At 57.4% G+C, this 17,584-nt stretch carries 18 protein-coding genes; 11 read left to right on the forward strand and 7 right to left on the reverse strand.

What is annotated here, in order from left to right:
- Positions 1–3: 3 nt before the first annotated feature.
- Positions 4–246: a DUF2274 domain-containing protein gene (locus tag JQ567_RS22965; RefSeq protein ID WP_212440898.1), complete on the forward strand. Its 243-nt coding sequence runs from the start codon at positions 4–6 to the stop codon at positions 244–246.
- On the opposite strand, the gene JQ567_RS22970 is transcribed toward JQ567_RS22965, so the two are convergent.
- The 4 genes from JQ567_RS22970 to JQ567_RS22985 all read right to left on the reverse strand — a co-directional run bounded on the left by JQ567_RS22970 (position 219) and on the right by JQ567_RS22985 (position 3,335).
- Complete coding sequence (locus tag JQ567_RS22970; protein WP_212440899.1) at positions 219–1,178, reverse strand: LysR family transcriptional regulator; 960 nt, start codon at positions 1,176–1,178, stop codon at positions 219–221. The two genes, JQ567_RS22965 and JQ567_RS22970, sit on opposite strands and share 28 nt — an antisense overlap.
- 101 nt (positions 1,179–1,279) lie before the next feature.
- Complete coding sequence (locus tag JQ567_RS22975; protein WP_212440900.1) at positions 1,280–1,912, reverse strand: acyl-homoserine-lactone synthase; 633 nt, start codon at positions 1,910–1,912, stop codon at positions 1,280–1,282.
- Between the two features lie 64 nt (positions 1,913–1,976).
- The gene (locus JQ567_RS22980) at positions 1,977–2,741 is read right to left on the reverse strand and encodes a LuxR family transcriptional regulator (protein ID WP_212440901.1); all 765 of its coding nucleotides are present in this window, start codon (positions 2,739–2,741) and stop codon (positions 1,977–1,979) included.
- Positions 2,742–2,939: 198 nt separating this feature from the next.
- On the reverse strand, positions 2,940–3,335 hold the full coding sequence (locus JQ567_RS22985; RefSeq protein WP_212440902.1) for a hypothetical protein: 396 nt from the start codon (positions 3,333–3,335) through the stop codon (positions 2,940–2,942).
- 378 nt (positions 3,336–3,713) lie between these two features.
- On the opposite strand from JQ567_RS22985, the gene JQ567_RS22990 reads away from it, so the two are divergent.
- Complete coding sequence (locus tag JQ567_RS22990) at positions 3,714–4,706, forward strand: zinc-binding dehydrogenase (RefSeq protein ID WP_212440903.1); 993 nt, start codon at positions 3,714–3,716, stop codon at positions 4,704–4,706.
- 94 nt (positions 4,707–4,800) lie between these two features.
- Positions 4,801–5,706, forward strand: coding sequence for a phosphate/phosphite/phosphonate ABC transporter substrate-binding protein (locus tag JQ567_RS22995; protein ID WP_212440904.1), 906 nt, complete (start codon positions 4,801–4,803; stop codon positions 5,704–5,706).
- Positions 5,707–6,010: 304 nt separating this feature from the next.
- On the opposite strand, the gene JQ567_RS23000 is transcribed toward JQ567_RS22995, so the two are convergent.
- Entirely contained in the window at positions 6,011–7,027 is a 1,017-nt protein-coding gene (locus JQ567_RS23000; RefSeq protein WP_212440905.1) for an Ldh family oxidoreductase, read from the reverse strand.
- 217 nt (positions 7,028–7,244) lie between these two features.
- On the opposite strand from JQ567_RS23000, the gene phnC reads away from it, so the two are divergent.
- The 8 genes from phnC to JQ567_RS23040 all read left to right on the forward strand — a co-directional run bounded on the left by phnC (position 7,245) and on the right by JQ567_RS23040 (position 15,669).
- Positions 7,245–8,036 carry a phosphonate ABC transporter ATP-binding protein gene (gene phnC, locus JQ567_RS23005; protein WP_212440906.1) on the forward strand — a complete coding sequence of 264 codons (792 nt, stop codon included), beginning with the start codon at positions 7,245–7,247 and terminating at the stop codon, positions 8,034–8,036.
- Positions 7,960–8,829 (forward strand): phosphonate ABC transporter, permease protein PhnE, encoded by an 870-nt coding sequence (gene phnE, locus JQ567_RS23010; protein ID WP_212440907.1) that lies wholly within the window; start codon positions 7,960–7,962, stop codon positions 8,827–8,829. Before phnC ends, phnE (JQ567_RS23010) begins: the two co-directional genes overlap by 77 nt.
- On the forward strand, positions 8,754–9,614 hold the full coding sequence (gene phnE / locus JQ567_RS23015) for a phosphonate ABC transporter, permease protein PhnE (protein WP_212440908.1): 861 nt from the start codon (positions 8,754–8,756) through the stop codon (positions 9,612–9,614). Before phnE (JQ567_RS23010) ends, phnE (JQ567_RS23015) begins: the two co-directional genes overlap by 76 nt.
- A 207-nt stretch (positions 9,615–9,821) precedes the next feature.
- Positions 9,822–10,691 carry a phosphonopyruvate hydrolase gene (locus JQ567_RS23020; protein WP_212440909.1) on the forward strand — a complete coding sequence of 290 codons (870 nt, stop codon included), beginning with the start codon at positions 9,822–9,824 and terminating at the stop codon, positions 10,689–10,691.
- Positions 10,692–10,740: 49 nt separating this feature from the next.
- Entirely contained in the window at positions 10,741–12,024 is a 1,284-nt protein-coding gene (gene hisD / locus JQ567_RS23025) for a histidinol dehydrogenase (protein WP_212440910.1), read from the forward strand.
- Between the two features lie 39 nt (positions 12,025–12,063).
- Positions 12,064–12,879, forward strand: a complete 816-nt coding sequence (locus tag JQ567_RS23030) for an SDR family NAD(P)-dependent oxidoreductase (protein WP_212440911.1) — start codon at positions 12,064–12,066, stop codon at positions 12,877–12,879.
- A gap of 90 nt (positions 12,880–12,969) precedes the next feature.
- A complete protein-coding gene (locus JQ567_RS23035; RefSeq protein ID WP_249165641.1) occupies positions 12,970–14,658 on the forward strand; it encodes a Na/Pi cotransporter family protein in 1,689 nt (562 codons plus the stop codon).
- Positions 14,659–14,775: 117 nt separating this feature from the next.
- Positions 14,776–15,669: a LysR substrate-binding domain-containing protein gene (locus JQ567_RS23040; protein ID WP_283816542.1), complete on the forward strand. Its 894-nt coding sequence runs from the start codon at positions 14,776–14,778 to the stop codon at positions 15,667–15,669.
- 3 nt (positions 15,670–15,672) lie between these two features.
- Here JQ567_RS23040 and JQ567_RS23045 read toward each other — a convergent pair whose 3' ends face one another.
- Positions 15,673–16,296: a glutathione S-transferase family protein gene (locus JQ567_RS23045; protein ID WP_212440913.1), complete on the reverse strand. Its 624-nt coding sequence runs from the start codon at positions 16,294–16,296 to the stop codon at positions 15,673–15,675.
- A complete protein-coding gene (gene eno, locus JQ567_RS23050; RefSeq protein WP_212440914.1) occupies positions 16,293–17,579 on the reverse strand; it encodes a phosphopyruvate hydratase in 1,287 nt (428 codons plus the stop codon). The genes JQ567_RS23045 and eno overlap by 4 nt, the downstream gene beginning before the upstream one ends.
- Positions 17,580–17,584: the final 5 nt, after the last annotated feature.

Below are 17,584 nucleotides of genomic sequence, written 5' to 3' on the forward strand. Positions count from 1 at the left end.
GTTATGGCCAAGCTCAAGATTGGAATGCTGCCCGACGACAAGCCCGTTAAGATCAATCTTGAATTGCCAGCATCCGTGCATCGAGATCTCGTCGCCTACGCCGAAGCCGTTGCCCGTGAGACAGGCCAGAAGATCAGCGATCCAGGCAAGCTAATCGTACCAATGGTGGCGCGGTTCATGGCCACGGATCGGGGATTTGCGAAGCTGCGGCGTGTGGCTTATTCGCGAGAAACCGGTGAGGGATAACGCTCTGCCAGTAATTTCAAAAAGCCGTCTAGTGCGGGATTCTCGTTATCAGCTCGCCAGTGCGCAGAAAAGCCAACGCAGGTGGACCCTGTTCCGTCGCGCAGCTCGCGGTAGACCAAGCCGGCAAAGTTCGCGCCAATATCCGATTCCATTACGAGGCTAAGTCCAAGTCGCATACTGACAAGGTTTTTGATGATACCTCGACTAACCTCGTGCCGTTCGATCTTGGGACGGTCTTCCGGGGACACTAGCTTCGATATGAGAAGATCCTCGAATTTGGGGCTGGGATCATTTTGGCTATGCAAGACAGTCTCGTTGCGTAGATCGGTCCAATAAATCACATCGCGTGCTGCCAACGGATGATCTTCGGGTAGGGAGACAAGGATGCGCTCGCTCCAGAGCTTGAGGTTCTTGGTATCCAATGACGGCAAGTCTCCTGTGACGATAAGAACATCGAGCGTTCCGCTTCTGAGAGCGTTCATCAAAAGAACGTGCGGTCGCTCAACCGTTGCTAGTTCAATCTGCGGAAATCGTCTTTTAAAATCGAGTAGGGTGGCCCGCAGATTGCCCGCGGAAATAGAAGTGCAGAAGCCGACCGAAATCCGGCCTGCCTCGCCCCCACCATTGGATCTTCCTATTGCGACAAGCGCGTCGACTTGGTCCAGTATTATTCTCGCGATCCGTAGGACACTTCTCCCGGCAAGGGTAGGCCTCACCCCACTGCTCGATCGCTCGAATAAAGCTACCCCAATTAAATGCTCAAGCTGACCGATGGAGCGGCTTAGCACTGAGTGTCGGACGGAGAGCAAGTCGGCCGCCCGCCGAAGACTTCCACAGTCTCCAGCGACAACGGCAAATCGCAGGTGGTGGAGGTCGACGGCTGGCGTCCGCGTGACAGGTAGCTCATCATTTTGATTGCTGGTTGCCGCCATGCTCGGTTCTCGATGGATGCTGCTCGTTAAAAAAAATCATGCAGGTGTTGCTGCGAAGCGCAGAAGCTTTGCCGAGCTTCGTGCCAGCGTTGCGAGTCGTCTCAAGCGGCCGCCAACATGACTGGCGCCCAGAGAACGGGCTCTGAGAGGCCGCCCGCGTTACGAACCGCTGTCAATATCTGCATCGAAACCTGGAGGTAACCCGCCACTGCCAAGGTATTTCCGAGCTTGGCAGGTTTGCCGACGCGCTGCAACATCCAGCCAGTTCGACGCAGAATGCGCTCCATCCGGGCGTCGGTCACCGTAACAATTTCGGACAATTCACGCGAAAGCCCGAATTCAATCACGCCAGCCAACAACTCGTACGTTGCGCAGGCAATGCCGTGTTCGCCCTTGGGTGCGCCCGGCGCGACATCAATAGCGAATCTGCTACTTTCCCATACCTGATTGCTGGAGGGCGCCGGCTGGCCGGCGAGTAGCACGGGAAAGGTGTCCCGCAGCATGGTTGGGCCGGTGGTCGGTAGCAAGCGCGCACACCCCTGTATCCTCCCATCGTCGCCGCGCTGAAGAAGATAAGCCGGATTAAGTGCGTCGAATTCGTCGACCTCCATGTCACCGCTGACAGTAACGTCCCAGTCGAGGCGGTTCCTAAACACGCGGTGGCGCAATCGATGCATCTCGGCGAGTGCAGGTGCCGATTGCCCGTAGCTCTGTTGTACGATGAGTTGAATCACGATCGCCTCCTCAGGTGAATGACTGTGCTTCACTGAAAGCGATCTTGTAGAGGGACGCAGCCCCCTAACCTTTAGGGTATGTAGATGACAAAGTTTTAACGCAATTGTCTCGCAGGCGACCTGACGCGGCCAGGCGCGCTGCAGCCTGCACTATAGTGCGGACACCGAATTTCGCCTTTGCGTTCTCAAGATAGAACGCGACGGTATGGCGGGAAATGCCAAGAATTCGCCCGATCTCCCAAGTCGTTTTTCCTTGTGCGGCCCATTCCAAGCATTCGAGTTCGCGAGGAGATAGAACTACGCCACCAATTCTCCGATCCCTCGCGAGCTTACGCCGAACATGAGCGTGGAAGTACATTGCCATAAGCTGCAGCACTCGCGCATGCGAGTTAGTGCAGTTTTCAAATTGCGATCGTCGTTGGTCAGTAGCGAAGGTCAATGCAGCGATGGGGCCATGACCATCATGAATAGGGACCGTAAATCCGAACCGAATCCCGAATTGGGAAGCTTCGTCGAGTATTTCTTGTTGCGCTCTTGAAATGCTTTTCGTGGACAAGCCAGAGCCCCACTGGAATGGTTCTGGGTTTTGGAGGGCTCGGATGACGACCGGGTCAAGACGCTCATAACGATTATGCAGATAACGCGCGGCCCAGTTGGCGGGGTATGTTGAGATTACAAGTGGTTCGTTGTCCAGTTGATGCGGAAGCGCGAGATACGCAAAGCAAGACAAGTCCAGCGCTGCCGCAGTCTCAGCCATAGTCTCGGAAAAGGCTTTGGTATCTTCAGCGCTCGACAGAAGATCAATGAATTTCTGAAAAACGCGATGCATCGCAGACTCTACATCACGCGCTGTTGAAAATAGGAAGAGACACTTTCCGTGGTATAAACCTGCGCTAGCTGGCCCTCCGAGCTAGGTGCCATGAACGGCGCGCAGCAACGCAAGATCGCTGGGTACTATTGCCTGATCGCAAAAATGACCGGACCGGTATCGCCGCGACCGCCCATTTGACTTGTTGAGTCACTCCGTTCAGTTATCCGATTGAAGTAACGCAGACGGCATTGGGTTTGTGTTCAGTTCAAATCGATTTCCATCGTAATCGCAAAACCTAATGGAGCGAACTTTCTTTTCGGTGTTTTCCGATATGTTTGCTACTTGCAAATCTCGCTTATTGATTTCTTCCAGATACCAATCGAAGTCTGACGGATGAACATTGAAAGAAATCAGAATTGTTGCCTTTGAACTAACGTCGTCAGACTTTACGATCTTTAGCCACACGTCGCCAATACGAAGAATTATTTCCTGCGGGTCGCTTTTTGGGCATGAAGGAATGACTTCGAACGCTCCTAATAGTTCGACGAGCAGTTTTTTTGTCCTGTCCAGATCGGATGCACCTGAAGCAAGATAATTTAACCCCTGGATCATTTTTGTTTCTCTCGAAATCTTTGACGTCTTGCTACCGTGTTCTCCTCATGAGAAATGTGGAATGAGAGCGCACTGTTGCCGTTTTCGTCAATCCTAGCTCAGCCATGCCTGCGGTAATCGCGTCATTGCCATCCGACAAGCCCGCGGAAACTCCACGTTTGTCTTCTGCCGCAAGCGAAACCAAAGAAGCACCCAGTACGTACAGCGGCTGTAATTGTGCTCATCATCGTTTCTCTTTCTAGCTCGCATAGCTCAGGAGACAATGACGATTGCTGACCGTCCAATATTTGCTCGTTATATGGCGTATAACCGATAGTTACTTGCGTTTGTATGGCGGCGGATTACTGATCGAATAGCGGAATTAGTTAGGAGAGCGTGATGAAGGCGCTGGTTTATACCAATAAACAAGCTCTCAGTTTTCGTGACGAACCCGATCCCGAGCCGTTAGCAGATGAAGTGGTTGTCAAGGTCGAAGCCGTTGGGATCTGCGGATCCGACATGCATGCCTACAACGGAGAAGACGAGCGGCGGCCGGCTCCCCTCATTCTTGGCCACGAAGCCATCGGCCACATCGTGGGAGGTAAGTTCGCAGGCCGTAGGGTCGCCATCAATCCGCTGGTGACGTGCGGCACGTGTGACTATTGCAAGCGCGGGCAGGAGCACATTTGCGCGGATCGCCAGATAATTTCGATGAAGCCGCGTCCCGGCGCGTTTGCGGAGTTCGTACGCATTCCGTTGCGGAATACTTTCGAAATCTCCAGCCAGCTTCCGGTGTCTCAGGCGGTCCTTGCGGAACCGCTCGCCGTTTCGTTTCATGCCGTGAATCTGGGACTAAAGTTATTGAACGTGCAGGGGTCGATGGCGCGTTGTGTCGTACTCGGCGGCGGCCCCATCGGGCTCACTGCCGCCTACGCCCTGGGATTTTACGGCATCGCAAATATCCTGATCGTTGAGAACAATGTGCAGCGGCGCACCATGATCGGGGAGCGGCAAAAATTTCGTGCGGTTGCCAGCGTGTCCAGCGAGCTTCTGGAATCCCGTGCGGATCTGATCATCGACGCCGTTGGGTCCGCTGCGACAAGAGCGCTGGCCTGTCATCTCGCGCGGCCCGGCTCGGTGATCGTTCACGTCGGGTTGCTACATCGTTCGGACGGCATCGACGTCAGAAAACTGACGATACGTGAAATTCATTTTACCGGGAGCTACTGTTACACGCCGTCGGAGTTCGAAGCTGCTGTGGTCGCACTCGAGCAACGACGCTTTGAGAATTTCGACTGGACAGACGAACGAAGCCTTCAGGATGGTCCCGCGACGTTCCACGATCTCGCCAATGGGCGAGCCGATGCCATAAAGATGATCCTTCGCCCCTGATGGTCGAATGAGGTTATGTTCAACATAACGATTAAGTATTTGACCGCGCGCCTCTGCCAATCAGATTGTCACGGGACACCAAAGGGAGGTTGACATGTTCAAGGCGGTTAAATGGATTGTCGCTTCGGCAATGGCCGTAAGCGTCGCCTCTGCAGCAGTTTGCGATGACATCAAGGAATTGAAGATCGGCCTGCTGCCGATCCCAGCTGAAAGCCCGGAAGCGCTGGCGCAGTCGTTCCAGAACATGGCAGACAATCTTGGGAAGCGGCTCGGCGTTCCCGCAAAAATCTTCGTTTCGCCCAGTTTCAACGCGCTCATCGAAAGCCTCGCGTCGAAGCGGCTGGATATGGCGTTCTTCGGCGCGGAAGGATACGTCGCCATGAAAGAACAGGGGATGCAGGTTGTCCCCATTGCGAAGGCGATTCATTTCGGCCGGGTGCATTACAAATCCAGCATCATTGTGCGTGCGGACAGTGGCATCAATTCAGTCGCAGACCTCAAGGGTAAGACCTTTGCGTTTGTAGCCCCGACATCGACGTCAGGCGGGCTGGCTCCCTTGTACATGCTTCATCAGAATGGCGTGGCGACGGCTGACCTGAAGCGGATCCTTTATACCGGCAACCAGGAAGCATCGATGCTTGCCGTGAAAAACGGCAAGGTGGACGCCGCGGCGGTCGCCGATCATTACTGGGAATACTGGAAGAAAGCCGGCTTGATCTCGTTCGACAGCTATGATGACAAGAGCGACAAGATCGTCAACGGCGACTTGAAAATCATCGCCGCCATGAGCGTGCCTGAAATGCCGATGGTGGTACGTTCCGATCTCGACAAAGACTCCATCGAGAAACTGAAATCCGGCTTGCTCAGCCTGCCTGAAGGAACGCTGGGAAAAACCGGCTTTGCCGGCGATATTAGCGGTTTCGCGCCAACGGCGGATTCGGACTACACAATCGTGGAGGACATGAAAAAGATCGGCGCGAAGAATTCCGCGAAAAAATGACAACGAAAGGGGCGGCCCGATCGGCGGCCGCCCCTTGTTTGCCGTGTACCTGATGCCGGCGCGCCTGGCGGATCGGTTTCGCCATCGGGGACTGCAAGGCCCGGCCTCAACTCAATAACCCATTCCATTGAGAGACCGTAGTACGGGACAAGCATTCACGCTTGCCCCCTTTTTCCAATTGTCCGGTCGCGTCCTGCGGACGTGCACATATCCAACAGGCGTGACGTCCGAGCCCAAATAGACTTGTCCGCGCCATCGTCAGGGATGGCGCGCGACGAACACCGGATGGAATCTGGAAAGCCGGTTATGCGAGCGAGTCGATCTCGCGGAAAAGTACCTCGTCGATAACGATTTCTTTCGTGCGGCGGGCCTTCTCTTCGTGCTCGAAGTCTCCCGGGACCATGACCTTGTCGAAACCCTTCGCCGGCCGGGCCGCCCGGATCTGGGTGCGGAGATCCTCGACCTTCTGAGTGAACTTATCATCGCCGACGAAAACGCCGGGATTGATCGCCAAGAAGAAGTCTCCCTTGGTGCTCCTATTGCTCATGTTCATCGTTCCAGCGACGCCTTTACCGACTTCCGATCCCGACAAGGCCCCGGACAGGATGTCGACGAAGACGGACAGACCGGATCCCTTCGGTCCGCCGACCGGGAGCAACGCGCCGTTGAGGGCCTCGGTCGGGTCGGTGGTTGCCTGTCCTGATGCGTCGATCGCCCACCCTTCGGGAATAGACTTCTTAGCGCGCTGGGCCAGCACGATCTTGCCGCGTGCGACGACGCTCGTCGACATGTCGAGCACGATCGGCCGATCTCGCGTCGGGCAGGCGAGCGCAAGGGGATTGGTTCCAAGCAGCTTGTCCACCGCGCCGTGAGGCGCGACGCCCGGTTCGGTGTTCGTCGTCACCAGCCCGATGAAACGCGCATTGGCCAGTTTTTCCGCGTACCACGCCAGCATCCCGATGTGGGCCGAGTTGCAGACGCTAATCGCGCCCAGTCCGAAGCTGCGAGCTTTCTCCATGGCGAGCATGATCGAGCGGTTGGCGACAACAGGGCCCAATCCCCTGTCGCCGTCCAGCACGCCGATCGCGCCGAAATTCGTAATCAGCGAGGGCTGGCAGGCGGGGTTGATGGCGCCGGCCTTGATGCCCTCGATCCATTTTGGCACCCGCACAACGCCATGGGAATCATGGCCGCGAAGGTTTGCCTCCACAAGGACGTCGCTGACAATCTTGGCGTCTTCCTTGCTCACGCCGTGGTGTTCAAACACGCTTGCCGTGAGTTTTCTCAATGCGATGGGTTGGATAAGCACAGTTGGCCTCATCAAGAGTTTGCGCAGCTGGGCATACCCGCACGCCGCGACGTTGCCCCGTGGCAGAGACCATAACTTAAGCAGTTTTCGTCCATCTCATGAGAAAGAGATATACGCGACATAAGCGGATACAGCTTGAGTTTCAGCAGGAGTGTGGCCAGTTTTGACCAGCAAAGTATTTTGTCTAGTATCAGAGTCGTAAGAGAGTTGGGCTGAGGGAGGATGTCAAATGAAAGATCGTTCTGTACAGAAAGCTGACGATCCGATCGTGAGGATCGCTCATCTCCGAAAATCCTACGGCGAGTTCGCCGCCATTAAAAATATCAACCTAACGTTTCGCGAAGGCGAGTTCGTGGTTCTCCTGGGACCGAGCGGCGTAGGCAAGTCGACGCTGCTTCGTTGCCTGAATCTGCTCGTGCGCCCGAGCGAGGGCCAGCTGTGGATCAATGGAAGCGACCTTGCGAACCTGTCGCGAAGCCAGCTGCTGAAGGCCCGCAGGAAGATCGGCATGATCTTTCAGGAATTTCACCTGGTCGACCGTCTCTCCGTGCTGACCAACGTCATGTGCGGCCGCTTGAGCGATCTGCCGCTCTGGCGCGCGCTGGTCTACAAGTTTCCGGAAGAAGACCAGATTGCCGCTGCCAGGGCGCTTTGCCGGGTCGGCCTTGAGAGCGAGGAGCTTTGGCATCGGCGCGCTGACCAGCTGAGCGGAGGGCAGAAGCAACGCGTCGCCATCGCGCGGGCGTTGATGCAATCGCCGTCCGTGCTGCTGGCGGACGAGCCGATTGCGAGTCTGGACGTCATCATGCGCGCGCAGATCATGGAGTTGATCTCGGACATCGCTCGCAAGGACAAGATCACCGTGATCATGAGCCTCCACCAGATCGACGTGGCGCGGCGTTATGCCGACCGCGTGATTGCGCTCAACCAGGGCGAGGTTTGCTTTGACGGGCCGCCTGCGCAACTGGACGAAGAAGCGGTTGCCCGGATCTTCCAAAAGGCGCCGCATGTCGTCCATTGAAGTCGCCCGTCCGATGTCGCGCCAGAAGCGCATAACGTATCGCCGGGTTTGCTTCTTGGCGGCGGCCTTGTCGCTTCTCGGTCTCACGATCTGGTCGGCCATCGGAACAGAAGTGAGCCTCGGGAGGCTGGCGACCGGCGTGCCGCAGATCATGGCGCTGCTCGAACGCATGTTCCCGCCAAATCTCAGCATGTTGTCGAGCCTGCTGTGGCCGACGATCGAAACTATCGAAATGGCGCTGTTGGGTACGACGCTGCCGATTTTTATCGCTGTTCCTCTCTCGCTGCTGGCGGCGAGTAACACCGCGCCCAATCAGCTTATTCTGCTGTGTACGCGCGTCGTCGCGGCGTTCCTGCGCACCGTGCCCGATCTGGTGTGGGGCATGATCCTAGTCTCGGCGGTCGGCCTAGGGCCAATGCCCGGCGTGCTGGCTCTTACGCTTCACGCCATCGGGGGCATGACCAAATTATTCTACGAGGCCATCGAGAGCAGCGAGAAAGGGCCGATCGAAGCGATGCACGCCTTGGGCGCGGGCCGGATACACACCATTCTGTTCGGCGTGTTGCCGAATGTCCTTCCGTCGATGATTTCCAGCACATTGCTGTACTGGGAATACAACAACAGGTCGGCGGCGGTCCTCGGCCTTGTCGGCGCCGGCGGCATTGGTTTGGCCATGACCCAGGCGCTCGCGGATTTCCGCTACCGCGACGTTTCGATGTGCCTTTTGGTGATTGTTGTCATACTCGTCGCAATCGACTTTTTCAGCGCGAGCCTCCGAAAGAAAGTCATCTAGAGATGCCGACACAGAATCTGCCGCAGCGTCGTGTGCGACCTGTCAATTGGCTGATCGGTCTGGCCGCGATTGCTGTTTACGCAATTTCCATTCGCGGGACCGAATTCGAGCTCGAGGCGTTGAAAGACGGCTATCCCGCGATCCGCGATATGGTCCTGAAAATGGTTCCGCCTGACTGGAGCTATTGGCCGCAACTCATCAAGCCGTTGATTGAAACCATTCAGGTCGGGATCATATCGACAGTGTGCGCTTCCCTTCTGAGTATTCCGATCGCGGTGCTGGCTTCGCGGAATCTTACACCCAGCCTTTACATTTATTATCCGGTCCGGATCGTCCTGACCATCTTCAGGGCGGTTTCGGAAATCGTCTGGGCGTTGATTTTTGTCGTTGCCGTGGGGCTCGGGCCGTTCGCTGGCGTCATCGCCATCATAATTTTCTCGATTGGCGCGCAGGGCAAACTTCTGTCGGAAGCGATAGAGGCGGCACGGGGCGGTCCTCTCGAAGCGCTTGCGTCATCCGGTTGCCCGCGATGGAAAGCCTTCATGTACGGCGCCTGGCCTGCGGTATGGCCGAACTACATTTCGATCTGTCTGTATTTCTGGGATCACAACACGCGGTCGGCCGCGATCCTCGGCTTCGTCGGCGGCGGCGGCCTTGGCTACAATCTATTGTTCTCTCTTGGCTCTTATCAATTCCCGAAAGCGTCGCTCACGATCATTGTGCTCGTCGGGTTGATCGCCGTGATCGATCAGATCAGCCAGCGGCTTCGCAAGCAGGTTCTGTAATCATTGCCGATGCGAATGCGCGCGCGTTCGAGTCGCGTGTCTTGTTGCGCGACGCATCGTTGCGCAGCGCGTTGCTGGGGAAGCGTTTCGTTGCATCATCAAGCAATAACCTCGCGTTATGAGATCAATAACAAGATAGGCATTGCGACTGTACGCTGCAAAAAATAAAGCTATCAACAATCATTCAGTCGGAGTTGCGAGTTTCAAATGTCAAAGAATTCCATACGCGCCGCGTTCGAAGCTGACAGACTTTTCCACGCGATGGCGGCCCACAATCCGCTGAGCGCTCGGTTGGCGGAAGAGGCGGGGTTCAACGGTATTTGGGCAAGTGGCTTCGAGGCATCGGCGGCGGCCGGCGTGCCCGACGCCAGCATCATCAGCCTCGATCATCATTTGCAGATGACGCGCGCAATGGCATCTGCAGTTGCGATTCCCGTTATCGCGGATATCGACACCGGCTACGGCAACGCGATCAACGTCATGCATGTGGTGCGGGAGTATCACCGCGCAGGCGCGGCAGCCGTGGTGATGGAGGACAAGCATTTTCCGAAGGATACAAGTCTGCTGGCCGGAGGCCGCCAGGAGCTGGTGTCGATCGAGCAGTTTGTCGGCAAGATCCAGGCGGCGAAGGCGACAGTCGCCGATAAGGAATTTCTGCTGCTCGCAAGAACCGAGGCGCTGATCGCGGGTCAAGGCCAGGATGAGGCCTTGAAACGCGCCAGTGCCTACGAGAAGGCGGGGGCAGACGCAATCGTGGTTCATTCGAAGTCGCGCACTCCGGACGAAGTCATCAAGTTCGTAGAGGCGTGGAATGGTGGCGTGCCGATCGTCCTGATTCCGACGGCCTATCCTGATCTGACCGAGGCGATGATCGCGAAGCTGAAGAAGGTCGGCATCGTCATTTACGGCAATCACTGCGTGCGCGCGATGGTGACTGCCTTGCAGGATGTATTTGGACAAATCCGGGCTGACGGCGGGATTCACAACGTCGACAAAAAAATTGTGTCGGTCGAACGGATCTTTGAACTCCAGAACGTCGCGAAAATGAAAGAGTCCGAAAAAAAATATCTCAGATAACGACGAGCGGAGTCGCGGCGTCTGTCACCCTAGCAACCAGAGGAATGAAATGCGTAAATATCTCAAAACCAGAATGACGAGCGATCAGGCTGCGGATACCGGGCAGGTCGAAAAGGTCGCGCGCGACATCTTAAATGACATTCGTACGAAGGGTGACGCAGCTGTCAGGGAATATTCGCATAAGCTCGACAATTGGAACCCTCAGGATTTCAAGGTCACCGCAGACGAGATTCAGGGTGCGGTCAAGAACATGTCCAAGATATTCAAGGAAGACTTCGCGTTCGCGAAAAAGCAAGTCGTTGAGTTCGCGAAGATGCAGCGCGACAGCATGCACGAATTCGAGCGCGAGACGGAGCCCGGCATCCTACTCGGCCAGAAGCTGATTCCGATTGAGGTTGTCGGAGCGTATGTTCCGGCAGGAAAGTATCCCATGATCTCGGCCGCGATCATGAGTATTAGCACGGCGAAAACCGCGGGGGTGGATCGCGTCATCGCCTGCGCGCCGCCGCTGGCGGGCAAGGGTATCTATCCTCCGCAGCTGTTCGCCCTGCACATGGCCGGCGCCGACGAAATCTTCGCGCTGGGCGGCGTGCAGGCGCTAGGCGCGATGGCGTTCGGATGCGTCGGGATGAAGAAGGTCGATATGATCGCGGGTCCGGGCAACGCCTATGTCGCAGAAGCCAAACGGCAGCTGTTCGGCGAGGTTGGGGTGGATCTCCTGGCGGGACCGACCGAAATCGCTGTGATCGCCGATGAAAGTGCCGATCCAAAGCTGGTGGCGACCGATCTTCTCGGGCAAGCCGAGCATGGGCCGACCAGTCCGGCGTGGCTGTTCACGACGTCGGAGCGCATCGGTCGCGAGGTTATCAAGGAGATCCACGAGCAACTGAAGACGTTGCCGACGGCGGACGTCGCGGCCGTCGCATGGGAGCGTAACGGCGAGGTCATTGTGGTCGACAGCGACGATGAAGCGATCGAGGTCAGCGATGAGTATGCGCCGGAGCATCTCGAGGTCATGACGTCGCGCGACGACTATTACCTCAAGAATTTGAAGAACTACGGAAGCCTGTTTGTGGGTGAGGAGAGCACGGTTGCCTACGGCGACAAGGGCGTCGGCACCAATCATACGCTGCCGACGAACAAAGCGGCGCGGTACACCGGTGGCCTATGGGCCGGCAAGTTCATCAAGACAGTGACCTATCAGCGATTGTCCGCCGCTGCCAGTTTGCGGATCGCGCCGATCATGGGTCGGATTTGTGAAATCGAGGGAATGCTCGCGCACAAGATCACCACGGACGTGCGTGTGACGCGATATCACAACAGTCAGGCGTGAGGCTTTTTTGACCTCTTTTACTAACCGGCAGGGATGACAATGGATCAGATTGCCCCGGTGGTCTGCAAAGGGCAGCACACCACCATCGACAAGCTATTCTCGCTCGAAGGTCGAGTTGCACTCGTAACTGGAGCTTCGTCGGGGATCGGTCGCAGGATGGCGTACGCGCTTGCGGGCGCCGGGGCAAACGTTCTGTTGTTGGCGCGTCGTGCCGATCGGCTTCATGACGCGGTCGTCGAGATTCGGCGGGAGTACGGCGTCAAGGCCGCTGCCCTTGAGGTCGATCTGCTGGCGAGCCAGGATTTTGACAGTCTTGCCGCACGCGCGGCGCAGTTCTTCGGCGCTCCCGATATTCTCGTGAATTCCGCAGGCATCAACCTGCGCGAGCCTTGGAACCAGATCTCGGAAAAGAGCTGGAATGAAACACTCCGTCTGAACCTTTCGGTTCCATTTTTTCTTGCACGCTCGCTGGTGCCCGCGATGCAGGAGCGTGGGCAAGGCAACATCATCAATATTGGCTCCCTTCAAACGTACCGGGCGTTTCCCAACGGCATCCCCTACGGCGCATCCAAAGGCGGCATTGCCCAGCTCACGCGGGCGATGGCGGAGGCGTGGTCGAAGAACGGAACCATCATCGTCAACGCGATCGCGCCCGGGTACTTCCTGACGGAGCATACGGCGGTCGTGTTCGAGAAAGATCCGGCGATGATTGCCCACCACAAGAAAATGACCGCCGTTGGCCGGAATGGCGAACTTGAGGATCTGGACGGTGCCACGATTTTCCTGGCGTCGCGCGCCTCCGCCTATATTACCGGCCAAGTTCTCGCGGTTGACGGCGGCTATACCGCCAAATAGCGGGCGCGAAAGAGCGGCACGGCATCGAATGTCCGTTCTGTCGGAGCGGACATCGCATCAAGCGGGGAGTGCAGGCTCAGCGAGGACCAGTTGAATATCCTGATCATCGATCTATTCGGGATGGCGATGCTTCTCATGTGGGGGCTGCGCATGGTGCGAACCGGCGTGACGCGCGCGTTTGGAGCGCGGCTGCGCCACGCCCTGGCGGTCAGCACGCGCAACAGGGTCATGGCGTTCGTGACGGGTCTGCTGGCCACGTTGGCCCTGCAAAGCAGCACAGCAACGTCCGTGCTGACGACGTCATTTGCCAGCCGTGCTTATGTGACGACCGCCATGGCGATGGCGATCATGCTGGGCGCGAACGTTGGCACCGCCGTGGCCGCCAAAATTCTCAGTTGGGAGATCCATTGGCTGTCGTCGCTGCTCATTCTGATCGGCGTTAGCATCTTCAGCCTGTCCAGTACCAGCCGTCCCAAGGCGATCGGCAGGGCTTTCATCGGGCTCGGTCTCATGCTGCTTGCGCTGCATTTGATCGGCGCTGCCAGCGAACCAATGCGCAAGTCGCCGGTTATCGGCGCGTTGCTGTCGGTACTGAACCAGGCGCCGATTGTCGGCTTCTTTCTGAGCGGGATCATGACGTTGGCAACCGCCTCGAGTCTTCCGGTGATCTTTCTTATCATTTCATTGGCCACCGGGGGCACGATCGATTCAGAGCTCACGCTCTATCTGGTTTTTGGCGTGAATGTCGGCGGCGCAATGGTGCCGTTGCTGGCGATATCCAGCGGGCCAGTCGCCAAACGGGTGCCGCTGGGGAACCTCGCGCTCCGTCTGGCCGGCTTCATTGCAATCGTTCCTTTCGCCGGTCCGGTCGCGGCGCAGCTGCAGTCCTTTGCCGGAAATGGCGCGAGCTTTGTGATGGATTGCCATCTGCTGATCAACGTCGTGCTCGCAGCTGCATTCCTGCCTTTTGTTGGAACGCTGGGGAATGTGCTCGATCGCGCGCTGCCGGAGCCGACCGCGGCAGAGCACGGGCCAAGGTATCTCGACGAATCGTGCTTGGACAATCCGGGCCTGGCGCTGGCCTGCGCCGCGCGTGAAACAATGCGCGTCGGCGACCAGATCGACGCGATGTTGTCGACGAGCCTGAGGGCGCTTCAACTGAACGACATCAAGCTCTGCGGCGCTATTGGAAAAATGGATGACGAAGTCGACGATCTTCAGGAGGCCATCAAACTGTATCTGGCCAAGCTGGGAAGAGAGGAGCCGGTCGACGAAAAGGACGCTCAGCGATCGACCGAGATCATTTCCTTCGCGATCAATCTTGAGCACATCGGCGACATCATCGACAAAAGTCTGAGAGAGCTGGCGGAAAAGAAAATCAAGCACCAGGCGGCCTTCTCGAAAGAAGGTTCTGAAGAGATGGAATCCCTTTTTGCACGGACACGCGAGAACCTGCGGATTGCTCAAAGTATTCTCATCTCGCAGAATATCGAGCTGGCGCGGCGTCTTGTCAGTGAAAAAGTTCATATCCGCAGGTTTGAACAATCGTCCGCCGAGAATCACCTTCAACGCCTGCGCGATCGGCGAATCGAGAGCCTGCAGACCTCCACGATTCACCTGGACATCATGCGAGACCTGAAACGGATCAACTCCCACATCATATCGGTTGCCTATCCCGCGCTCGAACTGGCGGGTGAACTTAGGGAGAGCCGGTTGAAGGGCCTGGAAGACGCTGACGACAAGGCATTGCTGACCGCTGACACGCCGACCTTCCGCTAGTCGCGTCAATTCGCCCTGCGACGTGGCTTGTCAGTTCGTTAATTTGCGTTGAAAGTAGCGCCGATCTCATCGGCCGCGCTGACGCTATCGAGCGTGGTCTGAACCATTTGAGCGGCCATGATATATGCACAGCTAAAGGCATTCCATGCGGTTGCGATGGAGGGCAGTTTCACAAAGGCGGCGGAACGGCTGCGGGTAAGCCAGCCAGCGGTGTCAAAGCAATTAAAGGAGCTGGAGGAAGCCTACGGCGTCAAGTTGTGCTCGCGGCATGGCGGCCAGGTTAAACTTACCGAGCATGGGGAAAAATTGCTTGATATCATCAAGGATATCTTCCTGCTGGAAGATCAAGCCGATGATTTTCTGCGGTCTGCCAAGGGCATGGAGCCGATGAGCTTTCGCGTCGGCAGCGATGCGCCTTATTCCGTGAGCGAGCTAATGTCGCGGTACTGTCAACGCCATCCGACCTTGCCTGTGTCTCTCACGATCAGCACCGCCGAGGAAACCGTTCGAAAGCTTCTGTCGGCTGCGATCGACGTGGCGGTGCTTATCCGGGTCGATCCGGATCCCCGCCTGCATATCGTGCAGTTTGCGGAACATACGATCATGGTGATTGTACCGGTCGATCATGCCTGGAGCGACCGGGAGAGCATCCAGATCGGCGATCTGAATGAGCAGCCTATGGTTGTCCGGTCAAAACAGGTGTCGCTGACCAGCAGGGTGTTCGATCGCGCCTTGCGCGTTGCCGGCGTCCGGCCGGTGACCACGCTGGCCGTCGACAGCCGCGAGGCGATGAAGGAAGCTGTTGCGGCGGGAGTGGGGATCGGCGTGATCCCGGAGATCGAAGCGGTATCGGACAGGCGGCTCAAACCCCTTCGCGTCTCCGACGCGACCATGACAATTCCGGAGAACGTCGTCTGTCTGAAGGAGCGCCGCAATTTCAAGGCAATCGCATCCTTCCTTCAGGTTGCGAGCACGCTCGCAACCCGGGATCGAAGCAAGGCGCTCAAGTAATTTCTAGTCTGCCATCGACTGCAGCATCGAAACTCGTTGCGATACGATGTCCAGCCATGCCGCAGCCTTTGGAAAGTCGAGTTTCCAGTCCTTCCCGATTCGGAGGAGTTCTTTCCGCAGATCGAGATAGGATAGCGCGCAAGCCAGCCCCGCGCCGTCGACGCTGAACCGCTCCAGGCTTGGCAGCTCGTGGGATTCGAACTGTCCGAGCGCGCGCCAGATTGCCGTCTCTTGCCGCTCCATCCAGTACGGTGATTGCTGATCGCCGGGCCGGAACTTGTATTCCCATCGCCGGGCCAGGGACGCATCCATGATTCCATGGGCGAGCGCGTGCCTTGTCAGAATGCGCCAGCGGTCATAACCACCCGCGGGGATCAGCCGGCCGAAGCTGTGACGTAAATCGAGGTAATCACAGATCACCAGCGAATCATAGATTACTTGGTTGCTGGGCGTGACGAGGGCCGGCACCTTGCCGAGCGGATTGGCATCGATATGGTCCTGATTATCCTTCCAGACATCAGTCTCGATCAACTCAAAATCGTCGGCCTGATTTGTCTCGATCGCAAAGACAAGGACTTTGCGCGCATAGGGTGAGGTCCGGGAGTAGAACAGTCGGTGTCCGGTCATGCCTGCCGCCCCCGCAAGGCCATCGTGCCGGCGAACCGTGCAGCACTTCCAAGCTCGCTTTCGATCTCAAGAAGACGATTGTACTTCCCGACGCGGTCGGACCGCGAGAGTGAGCCTGTTTTCAACTCTCCGGCGTTTGTGGCCACCGCGAAGTCGGCGATTGTCGTATCCTCGGTCTCGCCTGAGCGATGCGAGATGAGGCACGAGAACATTGAGCGGTGTGCCAGTTCAACAGCGCGCATGGTTTCGGACAATGTTCCGACCTGATTGGGCTTGACCAGGATGGCGTTGCCTGCCTTTGTCTTGATGCCCTGTGCTAGTCGTTCGTAATTGGTGACGAACAGGTCGTCGCCCACGAGCTGAACCTTGTTTCCGACACGGGCGGTAAAGGCCTTCCACCCGTCCCAATCGTTCTCCGCCATGCCGTCTTCGATCGAGACAATTGGATACCGGCCGATCAGCGTCTCGTATTCGGCAATCATTTCATCGGCGGATAGGCGGCGGCCTTCTCCCGACAGCACGTAGGTTCCGTTGTCGTAGAGTTCGCTCGCGGCGGGATCGATCGCAATCGCAACGTCCTCGCCGAGGCGATAGACCGTCTTATCCACGGCCTTGGCAATCAGTTGGAGTGCATCGTCCGCCTTCGACAATTGTGGCGCGAAGCCGCCTTCGTCACCCACATTCGTCGCGTGGCCGGCATCCATCAGGATACCCCGCAAGGTGTGGAAGATTTCGGTGCCCATTCTGAGAGCTTCGCTGAAAGATGGAGCTCCAATCGGAACCAGCATGAACTCCTGAAAGTCGAGCGGATTATCCGCGTGCGCGCCGCCATTGATGACGTTGAAGAAGGGCAGCGGAAGCACGTGGGCATTGACGCCGCCGAGGTAACGATAGAGCGGAAGGTGATTGGCTTCCGCCGCCGCACGGGCCACGGCCAGACTGACGGCCAGAATAGCGTTGGCGCCAAGACGCGTTTTGCCCGGCGTGCCGTCGAGTTCACAAAGAATGGTGTCGATGGCCAGTTGCTGTTCCGCATCGTGCCCGACCAGCGCGTCCTTGATCTCGCCATTTGCGGATTTAACGGCGCCCAGAACGCCCTTTCCCCCGAACCGGTTTTTGTCGCCGTCTCGCCGCTCGAGAGCCTCGTGCTCGCCGGTCGATGCTCCGGAGGGTGTGCTCGAAATGCCAAATGCGCCGTTTTCCAGCGTGACGCGGGCTTCGACGGTCGGGTTGCCGCGGCTGTCCAGGATTTCGCGTGCGACGATGTTTGTGATTGCGGTCATTCGGG

Source organism: Bradyrhizobium sp. AUGA SZCCT0431 (genome assembly GCF_018131065.1).
Taxonomy (GTDB): Bacteria; Pseudomonadota; Alphaproteobacteria; order Rhizobiales; family Xanthobacteraceae; genus Bradyrhizobium.

Excerpts from the sequence above, each read along its gene's own strand:
- JQ567_RS22965 (WP_212440898.1), top strand. The coding sequence starts at position 4 with ATGGCCAAGCTCAAGATTGGAATGCTGCCCGACGACAAGCCCGTTAAG.
- JQ567_RS22970 (WP_212440899.1), bottom strand. The coding sequence starts at position 1,178 with ATGGCGGCAACCAGCAATCAAAATGATGAGCTACCTGTCACGCGGACG.
- JQ567_RS22980 (WP_212440901.1), bottom strand. The coding sequence starts at position 2,741 with ATGCATCGCGTTTTTCAGAAATTCATTGATCTTCTGTCGAGCGCTGAA.
- JQ567_RS22985 (WP_212440902.1), bottom strand. The coding sequence starts at position 3,335 with ATGATCCAGGGGTTAAATTATCTTGCTTCAGGTGCATCCGATCTGGAC.
- JQ567_RS22990 (WP_212440903.1), top strand. The coding sequence starts at position 3,714 with ATGAAGGCGCTGGTTTATACCAATAAACAAGCTCTCAGTTTTCGTGAC.
- JQ567_RS22995 (WP_212440904.1), top strand. The coding sequence starts at position 4,801 with ATGTTCAAGGCGGTTAAATGGATTGTCGCTTCGGCAATGGCCGTAAGC.
- JQ567_RS23000 (WP_212440905.1), bottom strand. The coding sequence starts at position 7,027 with ATGAGGCCAACTGTGCTTATCCAACCCATCGCATTGAGAAAACTCACG.
- phnC (WP_212440906.1), top strand. The coding sequence starts at position 7,245 with ATGAAAGATCGTTCTGTACAGAAAGCTGACGATCCGATCGTGAGGATC.
- JQ567_RS23020 (WP_212440909.1), top strand. The coding sequence starts at position 9,822 with ATGTCAAAGAATTCCATACGCGCCGCGTTCGAAGCTGACAGACTTTTC.
- hisD (WP_212440910.1), top strand. The coding sequence starts at position 10,741 with ATGCGTAAATATCTCAAAACCAGAATGACGAGCGATCAGGCTGCGGAT.
- JQ567_RS23030 (WP_212440911.1), top strand. The coding sequence starts at position 12,064 with ATGGATCAGATTGCCCCGGTGGTCTGCAAAGGGCAGCACACCACCATC.
- JQ567_RS23040 (WP_283816542.1), top strand. The coding sequence starts at position 14,776 with ATGATATATGCACAGCTAAAGGCATTCCATGCGGTTGCGATGGAGGGC.
- JQ567_RS23045 (WP_212440913.1), bottom strand. The coding sequence starts at position 16,296 with ATGACCGGACACCGACTGTTCTACTCCCGGACCTCACCCTATGCGCGC.
- eno (WP_212440914.1), bottom strand. The coding sequence starts at position 17,579 with ATGACCGCAATCACAAACATCGTCGCACGCGAAATCCTGGACAGCCGC.